Here is a 14,433-nt window from a genome sequence, read left to right on the forward strand (position 1 = left end):
CCTCCAGCATAACTTCCAATCTCCCGGGAACCTCTCTCACAAGGAGCCGCCATGGGGATCTTTCTGCTTGCAACGAGCGTTACTTTCGCCGGGCTTCTCTTGTGGTGGATACTTCGGCCCGCCATGCGGCCTCGAGCACACTCCTCCCCGGAAGACGAGGGGTTTCCCCAAATCGCCCCCCCAGCCCCCAACGCTGCCAACGAAGTCCTCACCCAGGCCATTCACCACATCTACAGCGGGCTGCGGCCTGTAGCGAATCTTGAGCGCGAGGCGGTACTCGATCCGATCTCTTCAGCAACACACACGGCCATCCAGCACATCGCCCGACATTTCCAGCGCCTCTCCAGCCTCCAGGCATCCCTTGCCCTCCTCAACGATCCCAACGTCCGCATGCACGATGTCGCGGCATTGGTCGCCCGCGACCCCGTCCTCTCGGCGCGGGTGCTCCACACCGCCAACTCGCCCCTCTTTCGCACCATCTCCACCATCAAGTCCATCCACACTGCAGTCACCATCTTGGGTCTTTCCAATATCAAAACCCTGATAGCCTATGGCCTTCTTCCTCAAAACATCTACCAAGGCAGCCTCCACCAAATCTGGTTCCGGAATATCTGGAGGCACATGGCAGACACCGCCGCCATTACCGCGGCCATTGCCAAGGCCATGCCCCGCCTGGATGGAGGGATGCTCTATACCGCAGCGCTCATGCACGACATGGGCAAACTCCTCCTCATACCGATGTATACATCGTACACTAGGTCAGCTTATCCGAGCACACTCTCCGAGGAGAAGTCCATGCTCACCGCAACCCATATCCATGCAGCAAAAATTTTGATTGAAGACATCCAACTAGATAGCGATCTTGCAAGTCTCATCCTCTTCCATCATTACCCCAGATGGATGGATGCAAAAGAGCTCAACTGGAAAGATGATATGCTTCAATGCCTTGCCATCATCTTTTTAGCCAATCAGCTGGCGAAATGTCTTTCCCATGATGGAATATGGACATATTCTGAAGAACTCGAAACCCTTCACGACTCATTTCACACGATATTCCCACAAGAACAGATCGCTCGCATCGTGCTCGACCCAGCATTTCAGCGTCAAATGGCCACCCATGTGCAGGCCATGCAAGCAAGCCTCCACTAAGGAGAAAGACGGCGCAGAAAAAAGCAGCTAGCGAGCGAGACGATCCAGGGCGAGGGCGAGGGCGGTGGTGAGCTTGATCACCTCGCGGTTGGCACGACGCACCGTACCTGCAAGGCGCTCGGCCACCGCCAAGAGCAAACGAAAGGCCAAGGCAGGATTGCGCCGGCCAAGGTCCAAAAAGTGCTCGCGGTCCGTGGCCAAAAATTGGGCGTCCTCCTCCACGAACACCGTGGCGGAGCGGACGTCGCGATCAATGAGGGCGATCTCGCCGATAAGCGGGAACTGAGAAGCATCGAGCACGGCCAAGACCTTGCGCGGATTTTCCATGGCCAAGGCCGGCAGCGTGATGTTCCCCACGAGCATGGATTTACTGATGCGCACCCTTCCCTGGGTGAGGATATACATTTCCGTCCCGACTTCCCCTTCGGTCACGAGGTTTTTGCCTGCAGGTACCGCTACAGGCCAGAAGACCTCCTGGAGCTCCAGGATTTCTGGTGCCGAGAGGTCGCGGAAAAGGGGGATGCGAGTCCAGTCGTCCATAGCGCTTCCGGCTAGTTATGGGGACGCAAAAACACCACTGCGTCGAAGCTGTCGAGAAACAGGGCGTCTTCAGGGTTGGTCACCACTTGCGGGCCGGCCATACCCAGGGCCGTCTTTTGCCCAGAAGAGTGAAAGAGCTCGATGATGAATTGGTCCAGGGCCGAGCTCTCATCCAAGATATTCTCCAGACACAGGGAACGGCTCATGCGGCACAGCGCCACCGGAAGCTCCCCGCGGCGCCGGGCCGAAGCGAAAAATTCGCCCCAGGTCATCGTCTTTTCTTCCGCGGCCAGGGAGCGCCATGCGAGCAAGGAATCCCCGCCCGCTCCCACCATCTGTTCCAGCACTGTCCCCATGGCGGCATGGGACCCCATGATGCCCAGGATGCGGGTTTCGAGTTCCCCACGCACCAGCACATGATCCACGCCCGCACGCATCAGGTTTTTCCGGCCTTCCGGCGTCATGGCCTCGGCATACAGAGGAACGGACGGCGCCAGCTCCCGCACGGCCAAGGCCGCACACAGCGTCTGCTGGTCGGCCTCCGCCGCGGAAATGTCATCCCGGGCGAGCAGGTATACCAGCTTGGCCCACGCAGGCCGGGCCTTGTGCACGATCCCTTCGTGCGCCGGACTCCCGTAGACAAAGTGCAGGGAGTCTCCCAAGTCCAGCCGAAAGGCGATGGCCTCACGCTCCTCCTGCGGCAGGGTGGTGACGATGACCACCGCAGCGCGCCCCCGCCCCACCACCTGGCTTGCCTGCAAGGCCCCAAGGAGTTCCGGACCAAAGGCATTCCATCCCATCAACACCACATGCTGGCTCACGTCCACAGCAAGCAACCCCTTCCGCTTCCGGGCGCGGTAATCCATGATGGAAGACGCGAGCTGCCCGGTCACCACGCTCAACACGCCCACGCCGCCGACCATCACCACAGCGGCCATGACGCGCCCCCCCGCCGTGGTGGGGACCACGTCGCCATACCCCACCGTAGACAAGGTCACAACGGCCCACCACAGCGCATCCGATAACGAAAGACGCGACGGGCCCTCAAACACATAGAACCCCAGCGTGGCCAGCAGCACCACCGCCAGCAAGCCCGCGAGCATTCGCGCCACGCTCCAGCCGCGCCGACAGCCTGCCCAGCATATGTCCATCCACCCGCCCATGGGCCTTCCTTGTCGCCATTTCTTTCCGTGTCCTATGACGAAAAAAACCCGCCTCCGCAAGCACCAAAAGCGTTTGGCGCAGCGAAGCGGGGGAAAGAACGGCCGCAGACAAGGACCGTCAGGAGGAAGTTACGATTTTGGGCAACTCTTCCACAAATCGACGGATTTCATCCCGTACCCGACGGTACACGGCAAGGATCGCAGCTTCGTCCATATCCGGGGTCACCATCTGCGGCGGGTCATCGAATCCGTGGTGCATCCGCCGCACCGCGCCCGGAAAAAACGGACAATTCTCCTGGGCGTGGCTGCACAAGGTAATGACCACGTCGAACTCCTGCACCGGGAGCTCATCTATGGTTTTGGAAAAAAGCCTTGAGGTATCCAGTCCGGCTTCCTCGAGGACCCGCATGGCCCACGGATTGAGCCCATGCTTCTCCACACCCGCGGAATAGACCTCCAGATGCGGGTGCAGCGCCCGGGTCCAGGCCTCGGCCATCTGGCTGCGGCACGAATTGCCAGTACACAAGAACAGGATACGCATGGGATCTCCTTAGGACTTGCACGTCACGTGGCAGACCCCCGTGGGTGTTTGCACCGCGTAGGGGAAATACCGTTTCTTGAGCCACAAGGCCACATTGACCAGGCTGATGAGCACCGGCACCTCCACCAAGGGGCCGATGACCGCGGCAAAGGCCTCCCCGGAATTGATACCGAACACCGCGATGGCCACCGCGATGGCCAGCTCAAAGTTGTTGGACGCTGCGGTAAAGCTCAAGGTCACGGTCTGTTCATAGGTTGCCCCTACCTTCATGGACAAGAAAAAAGAGACCACGAACATGACGAGGAAATATACCGAGAGCGGAATGGCTACACGAATGACGTCCATAGGCAAAGCAACGATGTATTCGCCTTTGAAGGAGAACATGACCACAATGGTGAAGAGCAGAAAGATGAGCGTGAGGGGGCTGATGCGGGGCAAGACAACGCTCTCGAGCCACTGCCGCCCTTTCCAGGCAATGGCGCCATACCGGGTTATCAGACCCATGATAAAGGGAATTCCGAGGTATATGAACACGCTTTTGGCGATCTCGGCCATGGAGACATCCACCGCCATGCCCCCAAGCCCCAACACATCGGGCAAGACGGAGATGAAGATATAGGCATACACCGAGAAAAAGAGGACCTGGAACACAGAGTTGAACGCCACGAGTCCCGCGCAGTACTCACGGTCGCCGCTGGCAAGATCGTTCCACACAATGACCATGGCGATACAGCGGGCAAGGCCGATAAGGATCAAGCCCACCATATACTCGTGATATCCCGACAAGAACACTATGGCCAAAGCGAACATGAGAAGCGGCCCGATAATCCAGTTTTGCACCAAGGACAGGGTGAGCACCTTGGTGTTCCGGAACACCTGCCCCAATTGCTCGTAGCGTACTTTGGCCAGGGGCGGGTACATCATGAGGATGAGCCCAATGGCGATGGGGATGTTGGTGGTTCCCACTTGCAGGGCCTGCACCACGTCCTTCACCGCAGGCACCCCGTAGCCCAGGCCGACGCCCACAAACATGGCGAGAAAGATCCATACGGTCAAAAACCGATCTAGAAACGCAAGACGCTGACTGACGCCGCTCATAATACCTCCTTCCAGACTTTCATTTGGCAGTTCCGCCAAGCGTCTGCACCGCGCCAAGCCGTCTGTCAAGAGATCCGAGCACGGAAGTCCGGCTTGCGCACCATGGCCAAAAAAGAAAATTCCTCTTTACCCCAATGCCGCATCCACGTTAGGGAGGGGCCATTCTCCAACCGCAATCCCTGGAGGACATCATGTTCCGCACCATTCTCTATCCCGTGGACCTCTCGGACGACGACGCCAAGGTCTCCCAACTGGTGGCCGAGCTCGCCCGCACCTTCGACGCCCGCATCATCGCCCTGTATGTGGCACCGTCCATGATCCAGTATGAAATCTTCGACCTCCCCACGGCATCCATTCCTCAACTGGTGGGAGACATCGTCAGCGGCGCCGAAAAAGTCATGGCGGAATTCGTGCAAAAGCACTTTGCCGGCCTCACGGCCGAAGGAATGGTGGTAAGCGGTGACGCCGCCGAAGAGATCGTCCGCCAGGCAGAAGCCCATGGGGCAGACCTCATCGTCATGGCCACCCATGGCCGCAAGGGCCTCAACCGGCTCCTTTTTGGCTCTGTGGCGGAAAAAGTGGTCAAGGTGGCGCCCATGCCGGTGCTCACCGTGCGCCCCCAATAAGGACGGAATTTCGCGGCAGCGTTGACATCGCTGCCGTGGCCCACTACACGGAAAAGCGACAAAGAGGGCGTAAGCCCTCTTTTTTGCCTTTCGCAGGAGCCCCATGCACGTCCAAGACCTCATCCGCCACATCGAACACCACGCCCCGCCCGCATGTGCAGCCTCGTGGGACCGCTGCGGTGTTCAGGTCGCCGCACGACGGGAGGCCATCTCCGCCGTGGCCGTGACCTTGGATCCCACGCCAGCGGCGATCCAGCAGGCGATTGCACTCGGCTGCGAATTTCTCCTGGCGCACCACCCCGTGGCCCTCACGGCGCAGCTGCCGTGCCGGCTGGACGCGTACCGAGACACCCTCCAGGCGGCGCTGGGCGGCGACCTCTGGGTATACAGCGCCCACACCAGCCTCGACGCCAATCCGGACGGGCCCGCAGGCTGGCTCGCCCACGCCCTGGGGCTTTCCCAGATCCAGGTGCTTGAGGAGACGTTCCGCCAAACCCCTGTCCTTGGCCTGCTCCCGGACGGCCGTATGCAGGACATCCCCCAAGGGATCACACCGGTCATGGCTGCGCCCGGGCCGACAGGGCTGCTGCTCGCCGTATGGCCCCAAGACCTCGACGCGCTTCGGGCCATTGCCTCCGGACCATGGCTGGAAGCTCCCCTCAGTGCGCCGAAACGCACCGCAGGCATTGGACAGGTGGGGGATCTTCCAGAGCCCGTTTCGTGGGAGACGCTCCGAACACGCCTGGAACACTGGGGAGTCCCCTGCAACCGTCTGGTGGGCCAACCGCCGCGGCGCATCACCCGTGTGGCCATCTGCCCGGGATCGGGAGCCAGTTTGGGAAGGGCAGCCTTTGACCGCGGGGCGCAAGTCTTTATCACCGGCGACATCAAATACCACGACGCCCAGGCCCTGGAACCCCTGGGGCTCACCGTGGACGCCGGACATTTTTCCCTGGAAGAAACCATGATGCGCACCTGGATGGAAATCCTCGCCCGCGAGCTTGCGCCGCTGGGCATCCACGTGCATTTTATCCCCGGACACAACCCCATACGCATGGGGTAAAGGAGGAGACGCCTTGAGCCTCTACATGGAACAAATCGAACAACTCGTCGTGTTGCAGCGTGTGGATTCGGAAATCCTTTCCTTGGAAAAGGCATTGCAAGCTGCGCCACATCAGCTCAAAGAGCTAGAAAAACGCCTGCAGTACCTGCAGGAGCAAGAAGGCATCATCCAGGAAAAGCTGGATATCATCCTGGAGCAGAAGCACAAACTGGAAGCAGAAATCGATGCCGACGACCAGCTGATCAAAAAAAATAAAAACAAACTCCTGCAGGTGGAGAACACCAAAGAGTATCACGCCATCATGCGGGATATGGATGCGCTGGAAAAGACCAATCGCCAGCGCAAGGAAGAGCTCGACACCATCCTTGCCGATATCCACGAGCTGGAAGACCGCAAGGCCGTCCTCGGCAAAGATATGCAGGAGGTGCGGGCGCGCATGGAAGAGCAGCAGGCACAGCTCGATGCCAAACTCCAAGAAAAGCGCGAGCGCATGGGCAAGCTCCTGCAGGAAAAAGAGCGGGCCACCAAGGCCATCCCCCAGCCAATCTTGGAGCGGTACAATTTTATCCGACAGCGGCTGGAGAGCCCGGTCATCGTCCCGGTGCGCGAAGGCATCTGCCTGGGATGCCACATCGCTATCCCGCCGCAAAACTACATCGACTTGCAAAAGGGAGAGCAGATCGTCAGCTGTCCCAATTGCCAGCGCATCATGTATTGGGACAAGCACTTCTCGCCCCGCGAGGAGAGCGCGGAAGCATAACCCGTAACGGAGTCGGACAGGCCGTCGCTCCTGGCTTCCAGGGGAGGAAAGTCCGGACACCACAGGGCAGGATGCTGGATAACGTCCAGCGGGGGCGACCCCGGGAGAAGGGCCACAGAAACAGACCGCCTGCGCTGCCGCGCAGGTAAGGGTGAAAAGGTGGGGTAAGAGCCCACCAGATGCCGTGGTGACACGGCATGCTCGGCAACCCCCATCCGGTGCAAGACCAAATAGGAAGGCGGCTGGCCCGGCCCATGCCTTCGGGTAGGTTGCTTGAGGCGGCGGGTAACCGCCGTCCCAGAGAAATGACGGCCGCCCGCGTTGGCGGGAACAGAATCCGGCTTATCGTCCGACTCCGTTTTTTTGGTGTATCGACCATGCAACTTTGGTGCATCCTCTTGGCCGCGGGCCAAGGCAGCCGTCTGGCCTCGGCCACGGGCGGCGTGGCCAAGCAATTCCTCTGCGTGGGCGGCGAGCCCTTGTATCTCTCCTCGGCCCGAACCCTGGCGGCAGTACCGCAGATGCGCGGCATGGTGGTAGTGCTCCCCCAGGAGGGCTTTTCCCTCCACGCCGCACAATTGGAGACATTGCTCGCAGAACAACCACTGGGCATCGAAGTCCGCACCGCACCCGGGGGTGCGCGGCGGCAGGATTCTGTCGCCCAAGGGCTCTGCCAGGTGCCGGCGTCCGCCACCCACGTGCTGGTGCACGACGCCGCGCGGCCCTTTGTCTCGGCCTCTCTCGTGGCCCGGCTTGTGGATGCCTGGACGGACGGTTGCGGCGGGATCATCCCCGGACTTGCTCCCACCGACACCATCAAAGACTGCCACGACGGATGCGTCGTGCGCACCCTGGACCGCCGCCGTCTCATGGCGGTGCAGACCCCGCAGCTCTTTGCCGCCGAGGTGCTGCGCCGCGCCCACCAATGGGCCCGCGAGCACGAGGCGGAGGCCACCGACGACGCGAGCCTCGTGGAGGCCCTCGGCGCGTGCGTGCGGGTGGTGCCCGGAGCAGCAGGCAACCATAAAATCACCCATCCCGAGGATTTGGCCATGCTCACCCCCCCACGCCCCAATCGGCGCCATACCATCGGCTTTGGCTACGATGTCCACGCCTACGGCGGCGACCGCCCCATGGTCTTGGGCGGCATGCCCATCCCCGGGGCGCCGGCCGTGCGCGCCCATTCCGACGGAGACGTGCTGCTCCACGCCCTGGCCGACGCCATCCTCGGTTGCCTGGGGGCAGGCGATATCGGCGAACACTTTCCCGACTCCGACCCGCGCTGGGAGGCCGTCCCTTCCAGCGTGCTCCTCGATCAGGTCCTGGAACGCGGCCGCCAGCAGGGTTTGAGCATCGATCACGTGGACCTGACGATCATCGCCCAGATCCCGCGCCTTGCCCCCCATCGGGAGGCCATCCGCGCCAATGTGGCCCGATTGCTGGAGCTTTCCTCCCACCAGGTGAACCTCAAGGCCACCACGGAAGAAGGCCTCGGGTTCACCGGCCGCAAGGAAGGCATCAAGGCCGTGGCCGTGGTCACGGGGAGTGTGCCATGCTAGACGCCGCCACGCCCTGGGTGGTCCGCTTCGCCCCCAGCCCCACGGGGAGCCTGCACCTGGGCAATGCCCGCACGGCGCTGCTCAATTTTCTCCTTGCCCGCAAAAGCGGCGGCCGGTTTCTGCTGCGCATCGAAGACACCGATACCGAGCGCTCCACCTTCGCCGCCGAGGCCGAGATCCTTTTTGCCCTGGCCTGGCTGGGACTGACGCCCGATGGCCCGGTGGTGCGGCAAAGCACCCGCATTGCCCGCTACCGCGAGGTGGCCATGCAGCTTCTCGACCAAGGCCGGGCCTACCCCTGCTTTTGCTCCGAGAAGCGCCTGGCCGCCCAGCGGACCGCCGCCCTCGAAGCCGGTCAAGCCCCACGCTACGACGGCCGCTGCCGCCGCATCCCCCAGGCAGAAGCCCTCGCCCGCATGACGGCCGGCGAACCCCACACCCTGCGCCTGGCGGTGGAGCCGCAAACCATCTCCTTCGACGACGCCATCAAGGGGCCTATGGAAGTGCCGTCCTCGGCCTTCGGCGACTTCGTCCTGCTGCGCTCCAGCGGCTGGCCGAGCTACAACTTCGCCGTGGTGGTGGATGACATGGACATGGGCATCACCCTGGTTGTGCGCGGCGAAGACCACCTCACCAATACCGCCCGCCAAATCCTCCTCTACCAGGCCCTGGACGCGCCCATCCCCCGCTTCGCCCACCACGGCCTCCTGGTGGACCGGGACGGCAAAAAGCTCTCCAAGCGCAGCGGCGCCACCACCGTGATGGAAGCCGCCCAGGCGGGAATCCCGGCCAGCGCACTGGCCCAGTATCTCGCTTCCATCTCCGGGGCCGTGGACAGCGCCGAGCCGGTCACGGGCCTCGCCGAACTCGTCACACGCTTCGATCCCACGAGTCTTGGCCGCGGCAACGCCGTGTTTCTCCCCGAAGAGTTGGAGCACCTGGCGGCCCGCGCCTTCCGCGCCCTGCCGCCGCAAGAGATCTGTCCCAAGCTCGCCGCCGTCCTTCCTCAGGACGCCCCGTGGCACCAGCTCGACCCGGAAGCCCAAGCCGCCATCGTCCGCGCCGCCCTTCCCGCCTCGCGCCATATCCATGATCTGCGCCAGGCCATCGAGCCCTTCACCGAGCCCTTTCCCCGCTACAGCGCCGCGGCCATTGCTGCGGCCCGGGAAGGGCAGGCCGTGCTCGCGGCGCTGGACGCCAAACTGGCGCACTCCCCCGAAGGAACGTGCCTGTCCCCTGCCGAGGCAGGCGCCCTGCTGCAGGCCGTGGGCAAGGAGTGCGGGGTCCGAGGCCGCGCCCTGTACCATCCGCTGCGCCTGGCCCTTACCGGCACCGACCGCGGCCCCGAGCTCACCGCCATGTTCGAACTCGTGCCCGTGGAAATCCTCCGGGCCCGTCTGCGCCTTTTCCTCCATCCCGAATCTCAGGAGACACCATGCAGCTCTACAACACCCTGACCCGCAAAAAAGAGCCGTTCCAGCCGCTGCGCGACAGCCACGTCAGTATGTACGTCTGCGGCATCACCGCCTACGACTACTGCCACATCGGCCATGCACGCTCTGCTGTGGTTTTTGATGTTTTGGTGCGCTATCTGCGATCCATCGGCTATAAAGTCACGTTCGTCCGCAACTTCACCGATGTGGACGATAAAATCATCGCCAGGGCTGCCCGGGAAGGGGTTGACGAATCCACCATTGCGGAAACCTACATCGCCGCATTTCACGAAGACATGCATCGCCTCGGCGTTGTCCAAGCCGATGTGGAGCCCAAGGCCACGGAACACATCCTGGATATGATCGAGATCTGCCAAAAGCTCATCCAAAAGGGCCACGCCTATGCCACTGCGGACGGCAGCGTCTATTTTCGGGTGCGCTCTTTTGCGCCCTACGGCCAGCTTTCCGGCCACAACCTCGACGATCTGCGCAGCGGCGCCCGTGTGGAGCCGGGAGAAGGCAAAGAGGACCCCTTGGATTTTGCCCTGTGGAAAGGGGCCAAGCCCCAAGAGCCCAGTTGGGAGAGCCCCTGGGGAGCGGGGCGGCCGGGCTGGCACATCGAGTGCTCGGCTATGAGCGAGCGCTATCTGCCGCTGCCTCTGGATATCCATGGCGGCGGTCAGGACCTTATCTTTCCGCACCACGAAAACGAGGCCGCGCAGACTGAGGCTGCCACGGGTAAGCCGTTGGCCCGCTTTTGGGTACATAACGGCTTCGTGCAGATCGATGCGGAAAAGATGTCCAAGTCCCTCGGGAACTTCATCACCATCCGCGACATTCTCTCCCAGCACCACCCCGAGACCCTGCGGCTCTTTCTCCTCACCAAGCACTACCGTAGTCCCCTGGACTATACCCGCGCCGCCATGGAAGAGGCCGAAACCGCCCTGCGCCGGGCGTATCTCGCCAAGGCCGCCATGGAAGAGGCGCTCGGCTCCACCAAGTCCTGGACCGAAGCCCCGCTGCCAGCGGAGTTGGTGGTGGAAGCCACGGCCATCGAGACCAAGTGGGACGAGGCCATGGACGACGACCTCAACACCGCCGCCGCCCTGGGGCACACCTTTGCCTTCCTGCGCCTGGTCTTGCGCATCCTGGAAGACAAGGCCCTGCGCCGCACCACCGGGGCTCGCGACTTTTTGCGCCACGCCATGGAACGCTTGGAGGGGTGGGGGAATGTGCTCGGCATCCTCCTGCGCCCGGCCGCCCAATTCTTGAGTGAAGTGCGCACGGTGCGCATCCAGCGCCGCGGCATCGATACCGCGGCCGTGGGCCAATTGGTGGCCGAACGCCAGGAAGCCCGCAAAGCCAAGGACTTCGCCAAGGCAGACGCCCTGCGCGAAAAGCTTGCTGCCATGGGAGTGACGGTCCAGGACACTCCGAACGGCCCGACGTGGGACGTGGACTAAACAGGCCGCGGGCGTCCCGGCGGACGCCCGCTTTTTTCGGCATCACACCGGACGTGGTTCAGGCAGCCGCCACAGCCATTGCCGCACCCAGGCGGCCTTGACCTCCTCCAAGGACACAGGACGTCCCCGTTCTTGCGTGAGCGAGGTCATGCGCACTCCAAGGCCGCACGGATCGATGAGATCGAAAAAACGCAAATCCGGCGCCACATTGAAGGCGATGCCGTGGAAGGTCACCCCGCGGCGCACCGCGACCCCCACCGAGGCGAGCTTGGCCCCCCCAACGGTCCACACTCCGGGGTAGCCTGGCCGGCACAGGGCCTCCACACCCAGGGCTGCGGCCACAGCCACGGTGGTTTCTTCCAGGATGCCCACATGCTGACGTACGCCCATGCCGCGGCTTGGCAGATGCACCACCGGATACACGACGAGCTGCCCCGGCCCATGGTAGGTCACCAAACCGCCACGCTCTGTGCGGCGCACCGACACCCCAAGACGCGCCAACTCCTGCGCTGGGGCCTTGATGAGAGAGGCGGCGTCCCGCCGCCCCAAGGTGATGACGTGGGGATGCTCCACCAGGAAGAGCGCATCCCCCACCGCGCCCACGATGCGCGCCTCCACCCGCTCCAGCATGCGGGCATGGGCGGCATCGAAGTCGAGAAATCCCAAATCGAGAATTTCCATAAACCTCCCCTGCCGGCCGCGCCGGCTTCCGGGGAGGTGTGCGGCGCCTTCCTGGCCGCGTCAACCCACTGTCCAGGGGCTGTTTACACCCACTGTCCAGGGGCCGGTACCGGACAATGATATCGTCCCCCTGGACTCAACAATAAAAATGGCATCCGGGATGCATGAAGAGTCGGGATGACGGTTGGCAGGACCGTCGGCGTTGGAGTGCTGGCAGCCAAGAACGCCCACAACAACCCAGCCAGAGGCGCGCCCCCCTGCCTGCCGGTGAACCACCGGGAAAAACCCCGCCTGCGGGCAAAGCTCACCGCACCGCCCCCGCCAATGCGGGAGCAAAGCCCCCAAAGCGGACGCAACACGCCAACCATTGACCCGGCGGGCAGTTGCGCCAGCCCCAAACACCAACTGCTTTGGCGGGAGACCTGCCCGCCGCCCCAAACCCACCGAAGCGGGGAAACCCAAAGGGGCAAAGCGCCACGGCCCTCACGCCCGAAAGCCTGCCAGCCCCGTGCCAGACAAAGCGCCCCAGCCAAAACGCCCGCTGACCTTCCCGCACCACGCCTGGCAAGGACATCGCGGGCAAGACCGCACCGCCCACCAGCCAGCCCGCCCCGAGGACGGAAGAAATGCCCACCAGCGGAAGCTCCACGCCCGGAAAGCCACCTGCCAGGCCAGCGGACTTCACCCCGCGCACCCCAGCCCAGGCGGACCACGCCCGAGCCAGCAACCCGCTCAAGGCCTGTCGCGGGCGGTGACGGCGGGCAAGGCCCCGCAGCCATCACGTCCACGGCCCGGAAGCCGCCTCCTCAGGCAAGACCCCACGTCAGGCGACGCCGCCCACCAGCCCCAGGCGCGCCTGTTTCCCTGTCAAAGTTCCACCCATCTGCGGCTAACGGCCTGCGCATCACCCGCAGGCGAGCCGAGCGCAGCGAGGCGAAGCCTGTCGGGTGCATGCGCGTGTTAGCCGCCGTTCCATTGGTGTAAACCACTTTTTATTGTAACCCAAGTTTCATTGTTCAGCTTGGTCTTGCATTGGCAACAGCCCCAACTTCGCTAGGCGAGAACGAATGGCACTGGGCTGCCTTTGGAAGTAACCTGCCAATTCGTCAATACCAATGCCTGCTTGATATTTGATTTTCAATTGCTCGTCTTCTTCAGGTGACCAACGCTCGTATGCCTTTGGATACCTTTGCCTTACGTCATCAACATTGTACGACTTGGTCTTCACACCCAAGAACTGAAGAGTCTTTTGGAAACCTTCAACAAACGCTTCCAGATGCTCTTCAAAAATCATTACCCGACTATGCTCGTAACTCGAACCTCCCTGCCTTGATTCGCTGATAACCAAATACTTGGTTCCATCTTTGGCTTCTTTTACGTCGAAAAAGTAGGTTCGGCTGCCTGCTATCACTTTCTCGGAAAAAAGTTCTTTCTTCTCTTCGTTCGCCACTTTTGTCTCCTTGAAGCGAGATGCAAACTTGCTGGGCAAGGCGGCTAACGGCCTGCGCTTCACCTGCGCCGCGCAGCGCAGCGGAGCGGCGTCAGGTGGAAGCGCGCGTTAGCCAGCCCCGTTATTCTTTGAAATAAGCCTTTCAAACAACTCTTTCCATTTCCATCTGACCTTGACGATCAGGACGAATCCAGAATAAAGCAATGTTGGCTTCTCTACATAGTTCAGCCAATATATCTCGTCGAATTCTGCCATTCCACTTGCCACTCAGATAGCCACTGCTTTGTGACGTAAATACGAAATCAGCAATAACTTCGGCTCGCCCGTCCTGCAAGATGCTTGAAATTTGTTTCAATGATTCTATGTCTTCCGACAAAACGCTTTTAAAGCGACGCCTATGTTGTTGAGGTGAGTGCCCCCAACGCTGGAAGGCTTTTATCTGAACAACAAGTACAGGCTGGACACACCCCAAAATGGTATTGGCTTGGCCTATGACAAGATCAAACTTGCGCTCTCCTCGAGAAACTCCGCAGAGACGGGTTTCGCTGTAAATTTCTGAAAGCGGACATCCATTTTCGCGAAGCCGACAGTAAAGATAAGCCGCTACGTCTGCTTCCAGCAAAGGAAAGAACTTCTTCTGATTGAAAGCATCACACAAGTCTTGTAGAGGCCTTCGGAGTAAGCCAAAAGTGGTCTTGGTATCCAACTCGAATGCTCTCCATTGTTCACGGAAGGGCTGGCTAACGGCAGGTTTTAGCGGCGGGCGGGGGAATTGGCGGGGAGATGCCAAAGGGCGAACCACGCATTCGGGGCTGAATCCCTTTGGGCGCGGGGCAACGCCCCCGCCCGTCCGCTGCACCCTCTCATGATGGCCGGGCCATCATTTTTCCTGGGGGAAACAGGGGCG

The 14,433-nt window shown here is 61.8% G+C and carries 14 protein-coding genes and 1 other RNA gene; 8 read left to right on the forward strand and 7 right to left on the reverse strand.

Annotation, left to right across the window (positions count from 1 at the left end):
* Positions 1-51: 51 nt before the first annotated feature.
* Positions 52-1,149, forward strand: a complete 1,098-nt coding sequence (locus QMF81_RS01100) for an HDOD domain-containing protein (protein ID WP_281751191.1) — start codon at positions 52-54, stop codon at positions 1,147-1,149.
* Positions 1,150-1,176: 27 nt separating this feature from the next.
* Here QMF81_RS01100 and QMF81_RS01105 read toward each other — a convergent pair whose 3' ends face one another.
* From QMF81_RS01105 to arsB, 4 genes are all read right to left on the reverse strand, one after another.
* Entirely contained in the window at positions 1,177-1,689 is a 513-nt protein-coding gene (locus tag QMF81_RS01105) for a cyclic nucleotide-binding domain-containing protein (protein WP_281751192.1), read from the reverse strand.
* Between the two features lie 11 nt (positions 1,690-1,700).
* Positions 1,701-2,792 (reverse strand): potassium channel family protein, encoded by a 1,092-nt coding sequence (locus QMF81_RS01110; protein WP_281752897.1) that lies wholly within the window; start codon positions 2,790-2,792, stop codon positions 1,701-1,703.
* Positions 2,793-2,970: 178 nt separating this feature from the next.
* Positions 2,971-3,393: an arsenate reductase ArsC gene (locus QMF81_RS01115; RefSeq protein ID WP_281751194.1), complete on the reverse strand. Its 423-nt coding sequence runs from the start codon at positions 3,391-3,393 to the stop codon at positions 2,971-2,973.
* 9 nt (positions 3,394-3,402) lie between these two features.
* Positions 3,403-4,494, reverse strand: coding sequence for an ACR3 family arsenite efflux transporter (gene arsB / locus QMF81_RS01120; protein WP_281752899.1), 1,092 nt, complete (start codon positions 4,492-4,494; stop codon positions 3,403-3,405).
* Between the two features lie 188 nt (positions 4,495-4,682).
* On the opposite strand from arsB, the gene QMF81_RS01125 reads away from it, so the two are divergent.
* The 7 genes from QMF81_RS01125 (at position 4,683) to cysS (ending at position 11,395) form a co-directional block, all read left to right on the forward strand.
* Positions 4,683-5,117, forward strand: a complete 435-nt coding sequence (locus QMF81_RS01125) for a universal stress protein (RefSeq protein WP_281751196.1) — start codon at positions 4,683-4,685, stop codon at positions 5,115-5,117.
* 103 nt (positions 5,118-5,220) lie between these two features.
* Positions 5,221-6,180, forward strand: a complete 960-nt coding sequence (locus tag QMF81_RS01130; protein ID WP_281751198.1) for a Nif3-like dinuclear metal center hexameric protein — start codon at positions 5,221-5,223, stop codon at positions 6,178-6,180.
* Positions 6,181-6,193: 13 nt separating this feature from the next.
* Positions 6,194-6,940, forward strand: a complete 747-nt coding sequence (locus QMF81_RS01135; RefSeq protein ID WP_281751200.1) for a C4-type zinc ribbon domain-containing protein — start codon at positions 6,194-6,196, stop codon at positions 6,938-6,940.
* A gap of 8 nt (positions 6,941-6,948) precedes the next feature.
* Positions 6,949-7,301, forward strand: an RNA gene (gene rnpB / locus QMF81_RS01140) — RNase P RNA component class A.
* A 16-nt stretch (positions 7,302-7,317) separates the two neighbouring features.
* Positions 7,318-8,499 carry a 2-C-methyl-D-erythritol 4-phosphate cytidylyltransferase gene (gene ispD / locus QMF81_RS01145; protein ID WP_281751202.1) on the forward strand — a complete coding sequence of 394 codons (1,182 nt, stop codon included), beginning with the start codon at positions 7,318-7,320 and terminating at the stop codon, positions 8,497-8,499.
* Positions 8,493-9,956 carry a glutamate--tRNA ligase gene (gene gltX, locus QMF81_RS01150; RefSeq protein WP_281751204.1) on the forward strand — a complete coding sequence of 488 codons (1,464 nt, stop codon included), beginning with the start codon at positions 8,493-8,495 and terminating at the stop codon, positions 9,954-9,956. The genes ispD and gltX overlap by 7 nt, the downstream gene beginning before the upstream one ends.
* Entirely contained in the window at positions 9,935-11,395 is a 1,461-nt protein-coding gene (gene cysS / locus QMF81_RS01155; protein ID WP_281751205.1) for a cysteine--tRNA ligase, read from the forward strand. Before gltX ends, cysS begins: the two co-directional genes overlap by 22 nt.
* A gap of 42 nt (positions 11,396-11,437) precedes the next feature.
* Here the strand turns inward: cysS and lipB are convergent, their stop codons facing one another.
* From lipB to QMF81_RS01170, 3 genes are all read right to left on the reverse strand, one after another.
* Positions 11,438-12,076, reverse strand: a complete 639-nt coding sequence (gene lipB, locus QMF81_RS01160; RefSeq protein ID WP_281751208.1) for a lipoyl(octanoyl) transferase LipB — start codon at positions 12,074-12,076, stop codon at positions 11,438-11,440.
* A 1,009-nt stretch (positions 12,077-13,085) separates the two neighbouring features.
* Entirely contained in the window at positions 13,086-13,526 is a 441-nt protein-coding gene (locus tag QMF81_RS01165) for a DUF3276 family protein (RefSeq protein WP_281751210.1), read from the reverse strand.
* 142 nt (positions 13,527-13,668) lie between these two features.
* Positions 13,669-14,232, reverse strand: a complete 564-nt coding sequence (locus QMF81_RS01170; protein ID WP_281751212.1) for a hypothetical protein — start codon at positions 14,230-14,232, stop codon at positions 13,669-13,671.
* Positions 14,233-14,433 lie beyond the last annotated feature (201 nt).

Origin of the sequence: Thermodesulfomicrobium sp. WS (assembly GCF_027925145.1) — a bacterium.
In the GTDB taxonomy this organism is placed as follows: domain Bacteria; phylum Desulfobacterota; class Desulfovibrionia; order Desulfovibrionales; family Desulfomicrobiaceae; genus Thermodesulfomicrobium.

Bases quoted from the DNA above. Each gene is read 5' to 3' on its own strand.
- QMF81_RS01100 (WP_281751191.1), top strand. From the start codon at position 52: ATGGGGATCTTTCTGCTTGCAACGAGCGTTACTTTCGCCGGGCTTCTC.
- QMF81_RS01105 (WP_281751192.1), bottom strand. From the start codon at position 1,689: ATGGACGACTGGACTCGCATCCCCCTTTTCCGCGACCTCTCGGCACCA.
- QMF81_RS01110 (WP_281752897.1), bottom strand. From the start codon at position 2,792: ATGCTCGCGGGCTTGCTGGCGGTGGTGCTGCTGGCCACGCTGGGGTTC.
- QMF81_RS01115 (WP_281751194.1), bottom strand. From the start codon at position 3,393: ATGCGTATCCTGTTCTTGTGTACTGGCAATTCGTGCCGCAGCCAGATG.
- QMF81_RS01125 (WP_281751196.1), top strand. From the start codon at position 4,683: ATGTTCCGCACCATTCTCTATCCCGTGGACCTCTCGGACGACGACGCC.
- QMF81_RS01130 (WP_281751198.1), top strand. From the start codon at position 5,221: ATGCACGTCCAAGACCTCATCCGCCACATCGAACACCACGCCCCGCCC.
- ispD (WP_281751202.1), top strand. From the start codon at position 7,318: ATGCAACTTTGGTGCATCCTCTTGGCCGCGGGCCAAGGCAGCCGTCTG.
- gltX (WP_281751204.1), top strand. From the start codon at position 8,493: ATGCTAGACGCCGCCACGCCCTGGGTGGTCCGCTTCGCCCCCAGCCCC.
- cysS (WP_281751205.1), top strand. From the start codon at position 9,935: ATGCAGCTCTACAACACCCTGACCCGCAAAAAAGAGCCGTTCCAGCCG.
- lipB (WP_281751208.1), bottom strand. From the start codon at position 12,076: ATGGAAATTCTCGATTTGGGATTTCTCGACTTCGATGCCGCCCATGCC.